The 18109-nt window shown below is 58.7% G+C and carries 15 protein-coding genes and 1 pseudogene; 5 read left to right on the top strand and 11 right to left on the bottom strand.

What is annotated here, in order from left to right; translation table 11 throughout:
- Positions 1 to 104: 104 nt before the first annotated feature.
- Complete coding sequence (locus tag O9H32_RS18935) at positions 105 to 1391, bottom strand: adenylosuccinate synthase (protein WP_269867687.1); 1287 nt, start codon at positions 1389 to 1391, stop codon at positions 105 to 107.
- Positions 1392 to 1530: 139 nt separating this feature from the next.
- Here O9H32_RS18935 and O9H32_RS18930 point away from each other — a divergent pair, with 139 nt between their 5' ends.
- On the top strand, positions 1531 to 2421 hold the full coding sequence (locus O9H32_RS18930) for a LysR family transcriptional regulator (RefSeq protein WP_269867686.1): 891 nt from the start codon (positions 1531 to 1533) through the stop codon (positions 2419 to 2421).
- Between the two features lie 133 nt (positions 2422 to 2554).
- Here the strand turns inward: O9H32_RS18930 and O9H32_RS18925 are convergent, their stop codons facing one another.
- From O9H32_RS18925 to O9H32_RS18900, 6 genes are all read right to left on the bottom strand, one after another.
- A complete protein-coding gene (locus O9H32_RS18925) occupies positions 2555 to 3172 on the bottom strand; it encodes a superoxide dismutase family protein (RefSeq protein WP_269867685.1) in 618 nt (205 codons plus the stop codon).
- Positions 3173 to 3411: 239 nt separating this feature from the next.
- Positions 3412 to 4119 carry a GNAT family N-acetyltransferase gene (locus O9H32_RS18920; protein ID WP_269867684.1) on the bottom strand — a complete coding sequence of 236 codons (708 nt, stop codon included), beginning with the start codon at positions 4117 to 4119 and terminating at the stop codon, positions 3412 to 3414.
- A 34-nt stretch (positions 4120 to 4153) separates the two neighbouring features.
- Positions 4154 to 5017: a carbon-nitrogen hydrolase family protein gene (locus O9H32_RS18915; RefSeq protein ID WP_269867683.1), complete on the bottom strand. Its 864-nt coding sequence runs from the start codon at positions 5015 to 5017 to the stop codon at positions 4154 to 4156.
- Positions 5014 to 5706, bottom strand: a complete 693-nt coding sequence (locus O9H32_RS18910; RefSeq protein ID WP_269867682.1) for a class I SAM-dependent methyltransferase — start codon at positions 5704 to 5706, stop codon at positions 5014 to 5016. The genes O9H32_RS18915 and O9H32_RS18910 overlap by 4 nt, the downstream gene beginning before the upstream one ends.
- 263 nt (positions 5707 to 5969) lie before the next feature.
- Positions 5970 to 6758 carry an ArsR/SmtB family transcription factor gene (locus O9H32_RS18905; RefSeq protein ID WP_269867681.1) on the bottom strand — a complete coding sequence of 263 codons (789 nt, stop codon included), beginning with the start codon at positions 6756 to 6758 and terminating at the stop codon, positions 5970 to 5972.
- A 145-nt stretch (positions 6759 to 6903) separates the two neighbouring features.
- The gene (locus tag O9H32_RS18900; RefSeq protein WP_269867680.1) at positions 6904 to 7302 is read right to left on the bottom strand and encodes a winged helix-turn-helix transcriptional regulator; all 399 of its coding nucleotides are present in this window, start codon (positions 7300 to 7302) and stop codon (positions 6904 to 6906) included.
- Between the two features lie 153 nt (positions 7303 to 7455).
- Here O9H32_RS18900 and O9H32_RS18895 point away from each other — a divergent pair, with 153 nt between their 5' ends.
- Positions 7456 to 8469 carry a zinc-dependent alcohol dehydrogenase family protein gene (locus O9H32_RS18895; protein ID WP_269867679.1) on the top strand — a complete coding sequence of 338 codons (1014 nt, stop codon included), beginning with the start codon at positions 7456 to 7458 and terminating at the stop codon, positions 8467 to 8469.
- A 281-nt stretch (positions 8470 to 8750) separates the two neighbouring features.
- Here the strand turns inward: O9H32_RS18895 and O9H32_RS18890 are convergent, their stop codons facing one another.
- Entirely contained in the window at positions 8751 to 12371 is a 3621-nt protein-coding gene (locus O9H32_RS18890) for a chitobiase/beta-hexosaminidase C-terminal domain-containing protein (RefSeq protein WP_455072785.1), read from the bottom strand.
- Positions 12372 to 12992: 621 nt separating this feature from the next.
- Between O9H32_RS18890 and O9H32_RS18875 the strand changes: the two are divergent.
- Both O9H32_RS18875 and O9H32_RS18870 read left to right on the top strand, forming a co-directional pair.
- Positions 12993 to 13094, top strand: a pseudogene (locus O9H32_RS18875) (DNA alkylation repair protein); the annotation flags it as partial.
- A 144-nt stretch (positions 13095 to 13238) separates the two neighbouring features.
- Positions 13239 to 13511, top strand: a complete 273-nt coding sequence (locus O9H32_RS18870; protein ID WP_269867725.1) for a GyrI-like domain-containing protein — start codon at positions 13239 to 13241, stop codon at positions 13509 to 13511.
- A gap of 101 nt (positions 13512 to 13612) precedes the next feature.
- On the opposite strand, the gene O9H32_RS18865 is transcribed toward O9H32_RS18870, so the two are convergent.
- The 3 genes from O9H32_RS18865 to O9H32_RS18855 form a co-directional block, all read right to left on the bottom strand.
- Positions 13613 to 14632 carry a helix-turn-helix transcriptional regulator gene (locus O9H32_RS18865; RefSeq protein WP_269867678.1) on the bottom strand — a complete coding sequence of 340 codons (1020 nt, stop codon included), beginning with the start codon at positions 14630 to 14632 and terminating at the stop codon, positions 13613 to 13615.
- A gap of 373 nt (positions 14633 to 15005) precedes the next feature.
- On the bottom strand, positions 15006 to 15947 hold the full coding sequence (locus O9H32_RS18860) for an aldo/keto reductase (RefSeq protein WP_269867677.1): 942 nt from the start codon (positions 15945 to 15947) through the stop codon (positions 15006 to 15008).
- A 108-nt stretch (positions 15948 to 16055) separates the two neighbouring features.
- Complete coding sequence (locus tag O9H32_RS18855; RefSeq protein WP_269867676.1) at positions 16056 to 17057, bottom strand: Gfo/Idh/MocA family protein; 1002 nt, start codon at positions 17055 to 17057, stop codon at positions 16056 to 16058.
- Positions 17058 to 17182: 125 nt separating this feature from the next.
- Between O9H32_RS18855 and O9H32_RS18850 the strand changes: the two genes are divergently transcribed.
- Complete coding sequence (locus O9H32_RS18850; RefSeq protein WP_269867675.1) at positions 17183 to 18022, top strand: AraC family transcriptional regulator; 840 nt, start codon at positions 17183 to 17185, stop codon at positions 18020 to 18022.
- Positions 18023 to 18109: the final 87 nt, after the last annotated feature.

The following is an 18109-nucleotide window of genomic DNA, read 5'->3' as shown; positions in this document are numbered from 1 at the left end:
CTTTATGTATCAAGGTTACCGGCTCCGCGTACTGCTTGGCTATCACTCTGCCGCAGGCGTATAGGAAAGGCCGGACCCCTAGTATACTATAGGGAATGAGAGGTTCATAGAGGAAAAACTTCGAACATTTGCTCCCGCCGCGGCCCGACCGAGATCCAGCGGACCGGCACCCCGATCAGCTCCTGCAGCCGCAGCACATAGCGCTGCGCCGCTTCGGGCAGGTCGCTCATCGATCGCGCGCCGCTGACATCGCTCCGCCAGCCCGTCAGCCGCTCGAGGACAGGCTCCGCCGCCTCCAGCTCCCGGTTCAGCGGGAAGGAGCTTGTCACCTCGCCGGCGATCTTGTAGCCGGTGCACACCGGAATCTCGTCGAGGTACCCGAGCACATCCAGGTTCGTCAGCACGACTTCGGTCGCCCCCTGCACCATGCAGCCGTACCGGGTGGCGACGCCGTCGAACCACCCCACGCGGCGCGGCCGGCCGGTCACGACTCCGTATTCGCCGGCCGATCCGCCGAGCCGGCGCAGTTCTTCCGCCGCGGCTCCCCCAAGCTCTGTGACGAACGGCCCCGTACCGACGCAGGAGGAGTACGCCTTCGTCACAGCCGCGATCCGGCGGATCTCGTGTGGCGGGATCCCTGCGCCTACCGCAGCGAAACCGGCGAGCGTCGACGAAGAGGTCGAATACGGGTAGATCCCGTGGTCCGGATCGCGCAGCGCGCCGAGCTGGCCTTCGACAAGCACGGAGCTCCCCCGCCGCAGCGCTGCATGCAGTTCTTCCGTCGTATCGCTCAGATACGGCAGCAGCCTCTCCCCGGCACGCATCAGCTCATCCGTCAAGGCTGCGGCATCCAGAGGCTCGCGCCCGTAGAGATGGCCGAGCAGCACATTTTTGCCCGCCAGGGCGGCCTCGATGCGGGCTTGAACCCGCTCCCTGTCCGCCAACTCCCCTGCCTGCAGCCCCAGCTTCGCATATTTGTCCGCATAGAAGGGCGCGATCCCCTTCCGCGTCGAACCGAACCCCTTCGCACCGAGCCGGTCCTCTTCCAGATTATCCAGCAGCGCATGATAAGGAAGCACAAGCTGCGCGCGGTGGGATACCTTGAGCTGCGGCTCCGGCACGCCTGCCGCCCGGAGCGCATCCAGTTCATCCAGCAGCGCCGAAGCGTTCAGCGCCACACCCGGCCCGATCATATTGACGATGTGCGGATGGAATACGCCGGACGGCAGCAGATGCACCGAGAACTTGCCGTATTCGTTGATGATCGTGTGCCCTGCATTATTCCCTCCCTGGAATCGGACGACGACATCCGCTTCGGCTGCGAAGCGGTCTGTCACCTTGCCTTTGCCCTCGTCTCCCCAATTCGCCCCTACGATCGCCGTTACACTCATGATCATTCGCTCCTTTGTTCCCGCCGGGAACTTCGATTCGGGAGTTGCTCTCTCCCCTCGTTCCCGATTATAATCCAAGAATATACTATAAAAATAATCATGATTTCTCATACCCGTCATAAGTGAGGTTTATATCCCAATGATTGCAAATATGGAATGGTACCGGGTGTTCTATACGGTGGCGCGAACCGGCAGCTTGTCCAAAGCGGCCCAAGAGCTCTACATTACCCAGCCTGCCGTCAGCCACTCGATCAAGCAGCTCGAGAAAGAACTCGGCGGCCAGCTCTTCTTCCGCTCGTCGAAAGGCGTGCGGTTAACCGGCGAAGGCGAAGTGCTCCATTCGTACATCGAGCAGGCTTATCATCTCATGGAAGCGGGGGAACGCCGCATCGGCGAGATCCACGGACTGGAAGCCGGAGAGGTCCATATCGGGGCGGGGGATACGCTCTGCAGGCACGTGCTGCTGCCCCGCCTGGAATCGTTCCGGGAAGCGTACCCTGCGGTGAAGGTGTCTGTGACGAACCGGACCACAGCAGAGACGGTGGCCCTGCTGAAGGAAGGACGGATTGATTTTGGCGTCGTGCATCTGCCGGTGCAGGACCCGCAGCTCGATGTGCAGCCCTGCCTGCGCATCCAAGACTGCTTCGCAGCGGGGAGACGGTATGCGGCGCTGGCCGATCCCGCCGCTCCGCTCACGCTTGAGTCTCTGCTGGGCTATCCCCTGATCCTGCTCGAACAGGGGACGAGCACACGGCAGCATCTCGACCGCTATGCGGCCGCGCAGGGACTCACCCTGCAGCCGGAGCTCGAACTCGGCAGCATGGACCTTCTGCTGCAGTTCGCGCGCATCGGGATGGGCATCGCCTGCGTGGTCCGTGAATTCGCGCAGGAGGAGATGCAGCGCGAAGGCCTCGTCGAATTGCCTCTCGCCGTCCCGATTCCGCCGCGCGAGGTGGGGCTCGTGACGCTGCAGGGCGTCCCGCTCTCCGCGGCCGCCCGCGAATTCATGGCCGGGCTGACGCCGATGTGAACATGGTGCAGCCTATTACCTCGTAATCCGTTCCGCCGCAGTCCGCAAACCGCAAGACCAAAAAAAGCCTTTCCCCGCCGCGGGGAAAGGCTGATACGCTTGTGCTGTATACCGTGTATTCACGGCACGAGGTTTACCGGATCACGCCGCAAGAGATCCGTGCGCCCGAGTTGCCGGACGGATCCGTCTTGTAGTCATCGGCTTTCTCATGAAGGACGAGCGAGGTGCCGCCATCCTTCAGCAGGGAGGTCGGCTTGCCCTTCTCGAGCGTAAGCCCCTTCATCACAAAATCCGCTTTGGCCATGCCGTTCGCATCGGCCTCGATATTCGGCATATCGCCTGCGTGGGCGCCTTCCGGATTCTCCGTGCCGTGCTTGCGGCCACCCGGGTTAAAATGGGCCCCGGCGCTCTTGAAGTCCGGGGCTTCGCACTTGCCGCTCTCATGCACATGAAATCCGTGCACTCCCGGCGGCAGGTGGGCCGCATCGAGCTGGATCCGCACACCGTCGGCCGCTTGGCTCAGCTTCGCTTTGCCGATGGACGTGCCGCGTATACCAATCAGCTCCACCTCGCGGACTTCTTTGGACTCATAGGCCATGACGGCTTCGCTCCCGCTCTTCTGCACCGGTTCGTGATAATGGCTGGAGTCCGCCTTGCCGCCGGATCCGAACCAAGTCCCGGGGGCGCCGTCGCAGGCGCTCACCAGAAGCATCGCGGACAGGAGAACTCCTGCGCTTGTGTAACCTTTCACTCTCTTTTCCTCCTTCGGTTTCCAGAACCTTACACCTCCCATTGTTGCCAAAAGAAAGAGAGCTAAACCCTGCCCGGCGGATGCGGGATCGGCATGCCTTAGAGAAGCGCGCTGCTGAACCCGCATCCGCTTGCGTGACGATGCGTCCGGCGGCACTGCTGCCGGGGACCGCGCCCGGACAACGCAAAAAAGAGCCCCGCCGAAGCAGCGGAGCCTTCCCTTTCCTGTATCGCCATCTCTCAGTCTTTCAAACGCGCATCCGGCGGCGGTCCGCTAAGGAACGGGTTGCGCCACTCCATCAGCATCGCGTAATTCAAGGACTCCTCATCCTCGAGATAGCCCGGGACGAGCTTGACCGGCGTCCGGCCGCAGCGGAGCAGGAACGTCATCACCGGGTCCTTCAGCGTCCCGTCCAGCACCTGATTCACGTACGCTTCGGCACTCATCGCATCCGCATGGCGGTGATATCCCGGCAGCCGGCCGCCGCCAAGTAGCCGCTGCACGCCAAGCCGCACAACCACTTCGTACATCGACAGCATCATCCACCGGCCCAGCCCCAGCTTGCGGTACGCGGGCCTGGCGCAGATGTCGACAATGTAGAGCGTGTTGCCGTCCCTCTTGTGATTGCGGATATAGCCTCCATCCGTGATCGCTTGCCACGTATGGTCCCCGTCCTCCGGATCGTAATCGACCCGCAGCCCGGTCACCGAGGCGGCCAGCTCGCCGCCAATCTCAACACACAGAGCGCCCTCGGGGAACAGCGTCACGTGGTGGCGAAGCTGCTCTTCATTCCACCACAGCTCCGAGGGGAACGGAGGCGGGAAGCTCTCCTGCTGGATGCGGATCAATCCGGCAAAGTCCTCCTCCGTATAAGAACGGATGACGGCATGCACGGGCTTGTCCCCGTCAAAGACGTACATCTCCTTGCGGTAGAACGGGGTTGTCATGTGCCTTACGCGCCTCCTTTGCCCGGCCGGCCCCTTAGGACCAGTCCGTGTAGAGGTCCGTCCGGCGGTCCCGCCACGTCGTGACCGACCCTTTCTCCCGCACCTCGTGAAGCAGCGACAGATCGAGATCCCCGGTAATGACCATATCCCCGTTGATCTCCCCGGCCGTCATGACACCTGCGGGAGGGAACGGCACGTCGTTGGGCGTAAGGATCGCCGCCTGCCCGTAGTTGCCGCGCATGAAGTCGACGGTTGGCAGCGATCCGACGGTCCCGGTCGTCACGACGTAAATCTGGTTCTCGATGGTCCGGGCGTGGCACGTATAGCGCACGCGGTGGAACCCGTGCTTGTCGTCCGTGCAGGAAGGACAGAAGATAACGTCGGCCCCCCGGGCCCGCGCCATCCGCACGATCTCCGGGAATTCCATGTCGTAACAGATCAGCACGGCGATACGGCCCTTGTCCGTATCGAATACATGGAGGGCATTACCCGCCGCCATGTTCCATTCCTTGACCTCGGTCGGCGTAATGTGCAGCTTGCGCTGCTCGGCGACGCGTCCGTCCGGATAGAAGAGGAACGCCGTATTGTAGAGCCGCCCGTTCTCCGAGATGATGTGCGTGCCCCCGATCAGGTGTATGCCGGTGTCCGCAGCCAGTGACCCGAACAGCGCCAGATACCGCTCGGTATACGAGGGCAGCTCGTCGATGGACAGCGCTTCCCCGGTGCCGTCTCCGCGGCCGACCGACATGAGCTGCGTGGTGAACAGCTCCGGGAAGAGGACAAAGTCGGCCTCGAACTCCGCAGCGGTCTTGACATAATGGGTCACCTGCGCGGCGAACTCCTCGAAGCTGCCGATCGTATGGAGATGATACTGCACGGCAGATACTCGTATTTTCATGGGGTATTCTCCCTCATATCCGTATGGTCGTTCTCCTGCGCATGCTCCGCGGCCCCTTCGGCAATCGGATCGAAGAACAGAATATGCGGCTTCTTCACGCACCAGGTCGTCATGCAGCGGAGCCCTTCCACCTGCACGGTCTTCAGCGGCTCCAGGAACTGGCCGTGGAGCTTCTCCGTCATCCGGTGCAGCTGCGCGGCGCTCGCCAAATACCGCTGTGTGCCGTCCGGCAGCAGATACTGTCCGTCTCCCAGCGGCCGCACGTGCGCCTCCATCCCGATATCCGACGCGAGCCGGGTGAAGAGAAGGCCTCCGGGCTTCAGCACCCGCCAGAGCTCCCCGACCATCTCGCCAAAATGCCTGTCGTCTTCGGCAAAATGAAGCACGGCGGAACAGATCACGACATCGAAGGTATCGTTGGCGAAGCTGAGCTTCTCGAGCCCCTCGGCACGAAAGCGCTCTTCCTGCAGGCGGGGGCTCAGCCCCGCTGCCAGCTTCCGGACCTCTTCAACGGCCGCCGGACTGCGGTCCACGGCGTAGACGTCATAGCCCTCCCGCAGGAAGAAGACCAGGTTGCGCCCCCCGCCGCAGCCCGCATCCAGAATCCGCATGCCGGGCTGGATCCGCCCTTTGAGCAGCTGGTCAAACAAATAGATGTCGATTTCTCCGAAATGCTCGCGCACGTTCATGCTCCGGCTCACTCACTCTCCAAATGTTGGCGTTGATCGAGGATTATTATACCACCGGGAGGGCCCGAACACCACGGTATACCGGGCGGGGAGCCGCGAAGGAGGGGACTGCCGTGCGAACCTCGGAAGCCAGATAGACGGCTTCGCTATCCTTTACGGACCATGCGCGTTTACTTAGAAATATAAGAAGACAGCATCGAGCTCTGGTGAGGTATCAATTCTTGTATCTCAAGAAAAAAGAGCCGTCCGCGGTCCACTCCCGCCTACAGCTCTTCTCCCGTCTCCAGCAGGGTCTTCAGTCCCGCCAGGATCCCCGGCCATCCTCCGTCCGTCCCCCGGATCGAATCCTCCGTGCGAAGTTCGCCGGTGACCGTTATGGTGACCCGGCAGACGCCGGGCCGGCCTGAAAGCGGCTCCCACTCCCATAGCAGACGACCCTCAACCTCAGGAAGCCCTCCCGCTGGCGCCTCCGGACTCTCTCCCCAAGTCAGTTCGAGCCGGCGGGAGGGCTCAGCCGAGAGGACGGTTCCGGCCGCGGCCAGGCTGCCGTCCGCCCGTTCGAGTCGGTATGTCGCAGGAGGCGGTCCGTCCATCACCAGCCGGCAGCTCCTCCAGTAGGAGGCTGTCCGCTCCGGGCTCCGCAGCGCTTCCCAGATCTCACCGGGTCCGGAGCGGATCAGCGTGCCATACGTCAGCCTGGGAAGCTTGACGGCGCTGCGCCGTTTCTCCTCCTCCAGCTGCTTCTTCAGCTCGCTGAGCCTGCCTTCCCGGGTGTCCGCAGGTCGTCCAAGCAGCGGCTCGAGCAGCGTCCGCAGCTGCCTCGTGTCCGCGTAATACAGCTTCTCCCGGCCAATCTGCCGGGAGGTCAGCAGCCCGGCCTCGCCGAGGTGCTTCAGCTGCTTCAGCACCAAAGCCCTCTGGACCTCCAGCTCCTCCGCGAGGACGCTCACCGTGCTTCCGGGCGCACCGTTCAGCAGCCCGATCAGCTGCCTCCGCTGCGGATCCGCCAGGGCCGTTATCATCGCATTGTCCTTGCTCTGTACGGTGGACATCCCGCACCGCTCCTCCCTCTTCCGAACGACATAGCCGCCCCTTTGCCGTATAGCATGCGCAGGAAGGCCCAATTCCATTTAGGGGAGGAAAAGGCGCCAGGATGCCGGCGTTCCCGCTTGTATCCGTCCTACCTGTCTGCCGGTCTTAACCGTTCCTGCTCGTTCCGCCCAAGACCGCCCCTTCGAACCTTTCCCTGGCTTCCACCACTTCCTGGTGGTGGGCCTTCGCCCACAAATGCAGCGCCTGAAGCGGCTCGATCAGGGTCCTGCCGAGCGGGGTCAGCTCATAGTCAACGGCCGGGGGAACGGAAGGATGCACGGTGCGGACGATGAGTCCGTCCCTCTCCATACCCCGCAGCGTCTCGGTCAGCATCTTCTGGGACACGCCCTCGATCCGGCGCTTCATCTCCCCGTACCGCTGGCTGCCGTTCTCCAGCGCGTAGATGATCAGCGGCTTCCACTTGGTCGCGATCACATCCAGTGCCAGGCTGTAGCTGCACGCTGCGGCGGAGATATCGGTCTCCGGCTTCCCGTCCACTCTCATGCTCATCCCTCCATGGCGCACCTTGGGGTGCCTTACCCACTCCAAAGTGCCTTCTTACTTTAATTTAGTGGATGAGGTATCGTTTGTCTAGCAAGAAATGCCAAACAGATACCCATTATCCCCTTATATAGGGAATGAACAGGAGCGATGAACATGAACGTATTTGAATTGAAGGACACTTTTGGACTGGAAGGCATCCGGGCGGGGGAACGGGCTAAGCCAGTACCGGGACCGGGAGAAGTGCTGGTACGCATCAAAGCGGTCTCGCTGAACGCCAGGGATCTCGGGGTGGTCGGGGGATTCTATGTGGGAGCGGAGGCGCTGCCTCTCATCCCGGTCTCGGACGGGGCCGGGGTGGTGGAAGGCTTAGGCGAAGGCGTGACGCGCGTGAAGCCGGGCGACCGCGTCTGCCCCATCTTCGTGCAGGAATGGGTGAGCGGAACCCCTTCACGGCAAATGCTGGGTTCCACCCTGGGCGGGCCCAGGGATGGCGTGCTAGCGGAATATGCGGTGTTCCCGCAAGAAGCGCTGGTGCTTGTGCCCGAGTACCTCACGGACGAGGAAGCCGCCGCCCTGCCCATCGCCGGACTGACCGCCTGGCATGCACTGGTAACCGAAGGCCGGATCCGGGCCGGCGAGACCGTGGTCATCCAAGGCACCGGCGGCGTAGCCTTGTTCGCGCTCCAGTTCGCGAAGCTGCACGGGGCTCGCGTGATCATCACCTCGGGCAGCGACGCCAAGCTGGAGCGGGCCGCGACGCTCGGCGCCGACTTCGGGATCAACTACAAGACGCACCCGAAGTGGGAGCAGGAGGTACTCCGGCTGACCGGGGGGATCGGGGCGGACCATGTACTGGACCTCGGCGGGGCCGCTACGCTGAACGCCGCCCTGGCAGCCGTGCGTCCAGGTGGACGCGTCAGCATCATAGGCGTCCTCTCGGGTACGACCGCAGAGGGCGTGGATCTCATCGCTGCCATTCAGAAGAAAGTGACCCTGCAGGGGGTGAATGTGGGCAGCCGCGAGATGTTCGAGGATATGAACCGGGCACTGCGTGCAAGCCGGATCCGGCCGGTCATCGACCGTGTATTCCCGTTCGCCGAGTCGGTGGAGGCGCTGCGCTACCTGCAGCAGGGCGCCCACTTCGGCAAAATCTGCATTCGCCTGTAAGCGGGCTGACGGACTGATGGAGCGCTGGCCCAAGCCTTTCTCCCGGCGCGTCTTGTGAAACTTAACCAACTCAAAGCAAACTTCTGCGGGATGCAGGCATACGAAAGTCGTTTGGCCTCCCTTCTTTGGCCGTGTTTCACATTTTGTTCTCTCTCGTGTTTGAAAGGAAGACGAGGGACGATGCGCGTTTATAAGATATATAAGATTACAGGATCGAGCCCTGGCGAGATATAAACTCTTATATATTGATAAAGAGGGCTCGAAGGCCCTCTTCATTCATCTTATTTCAAATAAGTACCTGTTTCCCCAATTTTACCTTTGCCGTTAAGTACGTACACTCTTGCATTTCCTTTGCCGGAGCAGTTTAGCGTGATACTGCCGTTGGATACTGTTTTGGTATCGCCGGTAACTGCGTCGACATAGGTTCCGTTCGGAATTCCCGTGAAAGTCGCATTTCCAGAAATCGTCACCAGGACAAAGCTGTCGATCCCTTTAGACGTATCTGTAAATCTTCTTTTGAACGCCAAATCGCCGCTTACATTCTCCGTGGAGTACTGGCCTTTTTGCAGGGCCGGAACGGCTCTTCTGATCAGGTTTAAGCTTCTGATGTGCTGCGCCAGAGGATATTGAAGCGCTTCCGCAAGCGTGCCTGTCGCATTCGTATACTTACCGTAGTCTGTTACCGTCACGCTGCCTTCGATGCGGTCTCCAAAATAAGCGCGGCCCGTCGTGCTTAACGGAGCGTTCGGACCTACATCAATCACTTGGCCTTTCTGGAATTCTACTTCACTGCCGTAGAAAATCGTCGGTATGCCCCGGAAAGTGAACATGAGGTTCAGATTCTCCGCCCAAGTATCCTGCGTTCCGGCGAATCTTTGATTCTCCGGAGCTTGGTCAGGCGCATAGTCATGCGAATCGACGTACGTTACGTTCCAGGTTGCATCATTGTAGTATTGGTCTCCGCTTTTCATGGCGAATGCTTCTCTTGCCGTCTTAAATGCCCAATGCATCGGGAAGTCGATCACATCCATGCCCGATTTCTTCGAGTAGTCCGGTGTATGATAGTTGTTGCCGTTCAAGAACGCGTTGTTCGATGTCGGTTGTCCTGCCGTCGTTGAGTTATCGGCCCATTGTTGTTCAACGGACGCCTTATTGGAAGCGTAGTCATCCTTGCCGTCGCCCGGATAGGATTTCGATTCTTTCCACGTATAGAATGGCGTCGAAATCGCTGGAATGCCGCTGTTCCATACATCCCGATAGCGGGTAGCCACTTCGCCGAAGATAAAGAAGTTCGAGCCGCCTCTTTCCTTCCATGCAGGCAAGAAATATTTATTAAAATCATAACGGCTCACATGTTTCAACGTGTCGACTCGAAAAGAGTCAACTCCCATATCGATATACTTGTTGTAAACGTCTGTCAAGTAGTGGGCAACTTTCGGTTCTTCCGTATTCAAATCCACGCAATCCCCTGCAATCTGCCCTGTTTGTACAGTGTAAGATTCCCAGGAAAGACTTTTCTCGGTGTGGTATATATTGTTGTTCATTCCCTCAGTCTTCATCAAAGCGATTCTTGCCTGATACTGCTGATCGGGTGTCATGGAATCGTAGTTTGCCGGCAGCTTATCGGTAATTTTGATCATGTTATTGACTGTGTCCGGTTTAGTCGGGTCTTTCTTGAACAGGGGGAACAGGTTCTCTTCACCGAAATTGCCGGTATGATTGAGCACGATATCCTGAATAATTTTGATCCCTTTGGCATGAGCCGCATGGATCAGATCCTGGTAAGAAGCACCAGCCGATTCATACCGCGGGTCCACCTTGGCAAAATTAATCGCATGGTACCCATGATAATCATAACCGCTGGCATTTTGCACGACCGGCGAAACCCAGATCGCGCTGAAGCCAAGGGCTTTAATGTAATCCAGCTTTTGAATTAGCCCCTTAAAGTCACCGCGCCATGCTGGGTCTGAATCGGGATTCTTTGCCTTGGCATCATCCCAGGCATGCACGTTGTTGCTCGGATCGCCATCATAGAATCGGGAAGGAAGAACGAAATAAATCGTGTCCTCGCGGAAATCGCCGCTGTTTTTTCCAATGTTATAGACGAAGCTTTGCGTTGTCTGATTGCCAGCGCCGTCAACCACCAGGAATTTCAAAGTCGTTGACTTGGAAATCAGGATCGATGGTCCGGTCAAGCCGGCCGATGCATTACCGGAAATATACGTCGGGGAGCTTTTTGTCGGCTCGGTGCCATCCATTGTATAGTAGGCTGTTGTTGTTGCAGCCTTATTATCTTTCACGGTAAAGGATACGGTTACCGCTGTCTCGGAGCGTCCCACTGGCAAATTCGGCGTGATGCTGGGAGGCTGCGTATCGGCATTCGGGTCGATCACATAAGAGAAGGAGCTTACGCTTCCTGCTTGACCGGCTGAATTGACTCCAAATGCTTTGATAGTCTTCGATGAAGCAACTGGAATCGCAGATGTGTATAAGGTCGACGATGTCGTAGGCGTAGAGCCGTCCGTCGTGTAGTAAATTTTATCTCCATTGGTGGTGCTGGATAACGTTACCGTTTGGGCGGAGTCGTATGTTTTGGGCTCAGGCGAGACGGTAATCGCTGGAATTTTAGGACTCTCCGGATTGACATCGTACCAGACGTTATCGTTGTAATACCAGCCCTCTTTGGCACTGCGGGACAAATCCGCCGATTGTTTGCCGCTGCCGTCATTAAAAATCAGGCTTGTGCTTGTGGCTCCGGCAATGGTATAGCTGTACCAGCCGTTGCCGTCCGAATTCATCAGAATACCCGGCCATGCGCCGCTCGTTGGAACCGATGCCGGAACCAAGTTCCAATAGTGGATTCTGACCGCTGAATTCCAGGTCGAAGGTTTTTTGATATGCACCGTTAACCCGGTTGCCTTCGGCTCAATAACATAAGCGAAGCTGTTTATACTGCCTGCTTGACCGTCTGCGTTCACTCCGAACGCCTTGATGGTCATCGACGATGACACTTGAATCGCCGAGGTGTATAGTGTTGACGATGTCGTAGGCGTAGAGCCGTCCGTCGTGTAGTAAATCTTATCTCCGGCGCTAGTGCTGGTTAACGTTACCGTTTGGGCGGTGCTGTATGTTTTCGGCTCAGGCGAGACCGAAATCACAGGAGTTTTAGGGGATGTTCCCCCTGACACAACGGTCAGATAATCGATGTTAATATTCCCGCTGTCTCCAGAATCATATTTATATGCGATCGTATTAACCCCTGCATGTAACGTAAGAGATTCCGTTTTGTCCCCCCACGTATCCCAATTGGCCAAGTTTGGCAGAGTCGTCTTTTGGACGGCTGATCCATTGACGAGGATCGAAATCGTTTTGGCGCTGCCTGTCGCATTGGCATAGCGGAGCGTTGCATCATAACTTCCCGCTGAAGAAGCCTGCACGGTAAAAGTCGTTGTTGCGCCGGCCGTTTCGTATCCACCGATAAAGCCCGTTCCGGAATACCCGCTGTGATTGGTGTTCAGCTTCGTGCCGCCAGATAATGCGGCATTCTCTGCCTCGTATTTTCCATTGGCCGAAATCGCCGCCGTCCAGTTTTTACCGCCATTATTATCCCATTTATCCGTCGGAGCCGTAATGTGATAACAATAGATTATGGTGGAACCCTCGGGAACACTGAGATTTGCGGTAAACGTAGTCCCGTTCTTCGTCATTGCCGTATCCACCGAAGTCGTCCAATTGTTCAGCGACCAATGCAGCGTAACAGCTGACGCTGTCGTATTTTCATATGTAACCGTATAATTCGTATTAGTAGCGGCCATTGCCCCGCCCGTAAAGCTAAACAAACTCAAACACATCGATAATACAAGCAGCCAAATAAACCATTTCCTTGATTTGCTTTCTTTCAAGTGTACATCCTCCTCATTTCATACTCTTTGTATAGGCATACAAACATAGCTTCCATAAATCAGCAACGCGACATTCTAATTAGTGCAAAGAATGCCTATTCGGTGGCGCTTATTCTTCATGCCTTCTTGCATACCATGACGCGATCGCACCTCTCGGGTTCTGTCACCTCCCTTCATAACGGGATCATCCATTCGCTCACCTCCCTTCAGAGTTTCATCATGTGTGGGCGCTTACATAATAGGTTTTATTACAAAATCAGGTATTCCACGTTTCATACAGTCGCGAAATTGTATACGCGTTCAAGTTATCCATGACGAGTCGAATACGCTTTGTCCAACGAAACCATAGAAGAAGCCAGATGTAAAAAAGCAACTCGGTACGTACAATTTATCGTACCGAGTTGCCAGTCGCCGATTGTGCTCTAGCTTATTAAAGAAGCATTCGACCAAGCGGCGCTCTTTAAACAACCACCAGCCAGTCGTTCATTGAATAATTATTGAAACTTCAGGAAACCGGTTTCTTAACTATTATCTCAATGTCCATGTTCTTCGTCAATAGTGTAACTTACATTTTCTGATAGGGAATTTTAGCGTCTGGAACAGGTTCGTTCGTTACTAAACATATCCTTGTCCGAAACAGGTATTGCACAAGAAGTTGCCGATTAATGGATCGCAAGCGGCGAAGAGCTGAGAATGTCCGTGCGCTGGAGTTGTTACTGCTTCAGCGTCTTCCGGTAAGATTCTCCTGTAAACATTCAGCTGCACGCTACCTTTCAGGAGGCCAAATGTATGAAACCAAGAATCGAAGCGCACAGCGGGTGGAAAGCGGTAGGAATCAGGGGGTAGCACCGGCTCACGGAAGGCGTCATCCCGACCCTAACGGAGCAGTGGAACGCCTTCATGCCCCGTACCTCCGAGATCACCGGACGCGGGGCGGCCACGCTCGGCATCTGTTACGGAGTCGATGCGGGAGACGGCGAGCCCTTCGACTATGTGACAGGCGCGGTCGTGACGGAAGTGCCCGCGGAGCTGCCGGCAGGGATGCTCACCGTCACGCTGGAGCCCCGGCTCTATGCCGTCTTCACCCACAAGGGACCCGTGGCGCTGCTTGATCAGACTTATGCGTTGATTCACGAGTAGCTCGGCACCAACGGGAGGTACGGCCGGGCGCTGGCCCCGGACATCGAGTACTATGACCACCGGTATTCGCCCGCCCCGTCCGAAGACAGCGAGTTCGACATCTACGTTCCGGTAACCGGGCCGCATTGATCCCCTTCTCCGTCCCCTCCTGCTGCGTAGGCGGCGGACAGCTTCCGTACGGCATCCCGCAGGCGCGAGACCATCTCCGGCGGCTGTACGACAACCGCATCGGCACCGAGACTAAGGAAGAAGCCGGCAAAATAGTCTGTCTCGTCCGGCCGGATCCGAAGGCGAATCACCCCTTCGCCATCCGCGCCCACCACAAGCTCCTCCTGGAACCAAGCTTCCCGCCGGCAGCGCCGGACGCCGTCCTTCGTCAGACGGACCTCGAGCTCGAGCCAGCCGCGGTCAGCCCCTCCCGGGCCGTCCGTCTGCTCCGAAGGCGGGACGAACCAATCCGCGATCGTGAATCCGCTGAGATCCACCGCCGGATGGTCCTCTTCCGTACTCTCCGCCTGCAGCACCCGGTCGGCACGGAACAGAAGGTACCGCTGCTTGCTGAAGCAGAAAGCGGGACAGTACCAGTGGCCGTTGGAGGAATATACGCCGATCGGCTGGATCGACCGCTCGCCTGCACCTTCGCGCGAATCGTAGAGAATGCGCAGGGGCCGCTGACGGAGGGAAGCATCGAGCAGCAGACGGAGGTGCGGCACCGCCGCCGTGCGCTTCGGCGTCCAGAAGACGACCCGCTCCTTGAGCCGGTCGATCTTCTGTTTGGTGTCTTCGGGCAGATAATAGTAGAACTTGTTCAGCGCCGTCACCGACTCCTCGCTGAACGGCAGCGCCCCGTAATGCTGCAGCGACTGGTAGGCGAAGAACATCGCTAGCGCCTCCTGTTCCGAGAACATGATCGGCGGCAGCATCCGCTCGTTCAGCACCCGGTAGCCCCCGTGCGGACCGTATTCGGCATACAATGGCAATCCCAGCTCATCGAGAACCTGCAGGTCCCGCATGATCGTGCGGGTCGACACGCCGAACTCTTCCGCCAGCTCCCGCACCGTGAACTTGCGCCGCTTGTTCACCGCGATCATGAGCTCCATCAGCCGTTTGGATTTGGTCATGGGCTGCGCCCCTTCCTTCTCTTGCGTATGAAGTGTATCTTACCACAAGACTAAGACATCTTTTGTCATAGTTAGTAATCAATGCTGTCCATCCTCTCTTTTCTATATGTACTTCCCCTTCGATAGATATGAGGTTTGATTTTGTTGGACATGATAATCCGTTCTTCACAGGACGTAGAGGAGCGGGCTATACCATGCCCGATTCCTTCCCCCCGCAGATCCCCTTCCCCACCACAGCTCGGGAATCTGCCCTGTTTGTCCGCGTAACGCACCGTGCAAAAATAAAACAGCAGGCTCCCCTGCGAAAGGGTCTCCTGCTGTTCAAATGCTGCCTGGTCTGCTTCAGTCAGACGGAGGAAGCCTGTATGGCTCCTTAAGCCCGCACCGCCGTGCCGTGCTCCAGCCACTCGAGCTCCTCGCGCGTCAGCATGATCTCCGCCCCCTGGCGGCACGATTCCAGTTCCTCGGGCGTCTGCGCACCGATCAGCGCGCAGGCCGGGAACGGCTGGTTCAGCACATACGCCAGGGCGATCTGGATCGCCGTCACGCCGCGCTCCGCCGCCATCTGCTCCGCACGACGCAGCCGGTCCCAGTTCGCCTCGCTGTAGAAGACGCGGACGAGGTCGGCGTTGTCCCGCACCTCGGGCGTGAAACGGCCCGTGAAGAAGCCCCGGGCCTGCGAGGACCAGGAAAGCAGCGGAAGCTGGTGCTGCTCATGCCAGGCGCAGTCGCTGCTGTCGGCGGATACGCAGCCGGCCCAGAACGGCTCGTTGGCCTTGGCGAGCGACAGGTTCGGCGAAGAGAAGGTGAACGGCACAAGGCCATGCTGGGAGGCGTACTCATTGGCCTCCTGCAGGCGCGCGGTCGTCCAGTTGGAGCCGCCGATGGCCCGGATGCGTCCGGCCTGGATGTGCTCATTCAGCGCATCCATGATCACGCCGACTGGAACGGACGGATCGTCGCGGTGCAGCGCGTACAGGTCCACGTAGTCCGTTCCGAGACGCTGCAGGCTCTCCTGCAGGTCCGCCTCGATATCCTCCGGTGTGACCCGGGGCCCATCCTTATTGTGATGTGCGCCCTTCGTCAGGATGATGACCTGCTCCCGGTTGCCCCGCTCCGCCATCCATCGTCCGATCGTCTTCTCGCTCTCCCCGCCGCAGTAGATGTAGGCCGTGTCGATCGTATTGCCGCCGATCGCGAAGTAAGCGTCGAGGTTGCGGGCCGCCTTGTCGTACACGTCCTCGCGGAAATAGTCGGATCCCTTGATCAAACAAGATACGGGCTTATCCAGTCCCTGAATGGTAATTGTTCTCATGGCTCCTGTTCCTCCTCATATCATTCGGTTATAACGTTTGGCGTTCCGTTGTGCTTCGCACAAAGGTCCCTGCCCACACCGGTTATCTCACTCGCTGCTCCAACCGGATTACAGCTCTACCCGGCGGCGTTCGCGCGCGGAGCTCAGGCACGCATCGACGACACGCATGCCGTTCACGGCATCCTGCGGGCCGAAAGGCAGCGGTTCCCCGTACAGAATGCTGCGCCCGATCGCGTCGGCCTGCAGCGCATATTGATTATGATACGGCACCTCTACTTCCCGGCGCCCGCCCTTCGCATGCACGAAGAAGTGATCCCTTTCGGTTCCTGCGGTGACGAAGGCGGACGGCACTTCGATCCGGCCGTCAGTGCCGAGGATCTCGAGCACATTGCGTCCGGCGGCCCACATGCCGCAGTCGAAGGTCAACGCGACGCTGCCCGGGAACTCCAGCAGGCCGGAGGCCATCATGTCTACCCCGTCATGCTCCGGTGACAGGAAAGCATGCACGGTAGCCGCTTCCGGCTCCTGCCCGAGAATGTAGCGGGCTGCGCTGATCGGGTACACGCCGACATCGTAGATCGAGCCGCCGCCCATGTGCTGCTTGTAGCGCACGTTCTCCGTATCCTTCGCGTTGTTGAACGTGAAGGCGCCGTGAATGCCCCGAAGCTCGCCGATCTCGCCGGAGGCGATGATCTCCTTCATCATCGCGTACCGCGGATGGTAGCGGTACATGAACGCTTCCGCGAAGATCACGCCTGCCTTCCCGCAGGCCGCCGCCATCTCGCGCATCTCTTCGGCATTCAGCGCCGCCGGCTTCTCGCACAGCACATGCTTGCCCGCTTCGGCCGCTTTGATCGTCCACTCCTTATGGAGATGGTTCGGCAGCGGAATGTAAACGGCATCAATGCTTTCATCGGCGAGCAGCTCTTCGTAGCTTCCATAGGATGTGGGAATGCCCATCTTCTCCGCGGTTTCCTGCGCCTTGCCGATCCCCCGGCTCGCAATGGCCGCCACCACGCCCGTCTCCGACTGCTGCGTTCCTGGAATGACCGCGCGTACAGCAATGTTGGCACAGCCCAGAATTCCCCATCTGATCTTCTTCTCGCTCATCTTTACGTTTCGCTCCTTCGACTGTTTTCTTCTACGATATTGCTATTATAAGGAAGCCTATCTAAAATGAAAATAACAGCTTTTTGCAGTTGGCTGACACAATATTGTCCTAAGGCGGTAGACGGATGAAACGACAGTCCATGCTTCCAACCCTGAACCGGCACGACTGCATGATCCTCCCCGAATCGGTAGGCTGGTACAGCAGCATGCCCGACCACGAGGTGAGCCGCAAGGCCGGCGTCCTCAATAATTACAGCATCCATGTGGTGCTCGGCGGCAAAGGCTGCGTGGAGGATGAGCGGGGGATCCACACGCTGCAGCGCGGAGACGCCTTCTTGTACTTCCCCTTGTCCGAGCAGCGTTACTATGCAGACAAGCAGGATCCGTGGGAAGTGAGGTGGCTGCACTTCTACGGCAGCGGCCTGCGTGAATATTTGCTGGAGCGGGGCTTCGGGCGGTCGACGCTCTGGAAGGTGCGGCAGCTGAAGCCTGTGGAGGAAGCGATGGACCGGCTCCTTGAGGAGGCGGAGGCGCACGGCTTCCTGCAGCTCACGCGCCTCTCCACCCTGACCTATGCAGTGCTCGCCGAATTCGTCAGCGAGGCGCTCCCCTGGTCCGATCCCCGGGGGGCCGATCCGGGCAGCCGGGTCCTGGATCTGCTGCCGGCCATGCGCGCCGAAGCCTGCCAGCCGTTCGACCTGGGGGCATGGGCCGGACGGGCGGGCGTCAGCTCCTACTATTTTTGCCGGCTGTTCAAGAAGGCGACCTCGATGACCCCCATGACCTTCATCACCCTATGCCGCCTGCAGACGGGCAAGCAGCTGCTGCTCGAGCACACCGACCTCACCGTGAAGGAGATCGCGGAGCGGACCGGCTATCCGAGCGTAAGCTACTTCAACAAGCGGTTTCTGGAGCAGGAAGGAATGACGCCGACGGATTACCGGCAGCTGTACCGCAAGGAGTAACCGGGGGCCCGCCGGCTTGACAAACGTCCTCCCAGCGTCAATAATGCCAAGGAAGCAGGAAAACGCTATTTTTGTCCCGAGAGGAGC

It is taken from the genome of Paenibacillus caseinilyticus (assembly GCF_027533645.1).
GTDB classification, from domain to species: Bacteria; Bacillota; Bacilli; order Paenibacillales; family NBRC-103111; genus Paenibacillus_G; species Paenibacillus_G caseinilyticus.
This window is presented reverse-complemented; position numbering and strand designations above follow the sequence as displayed.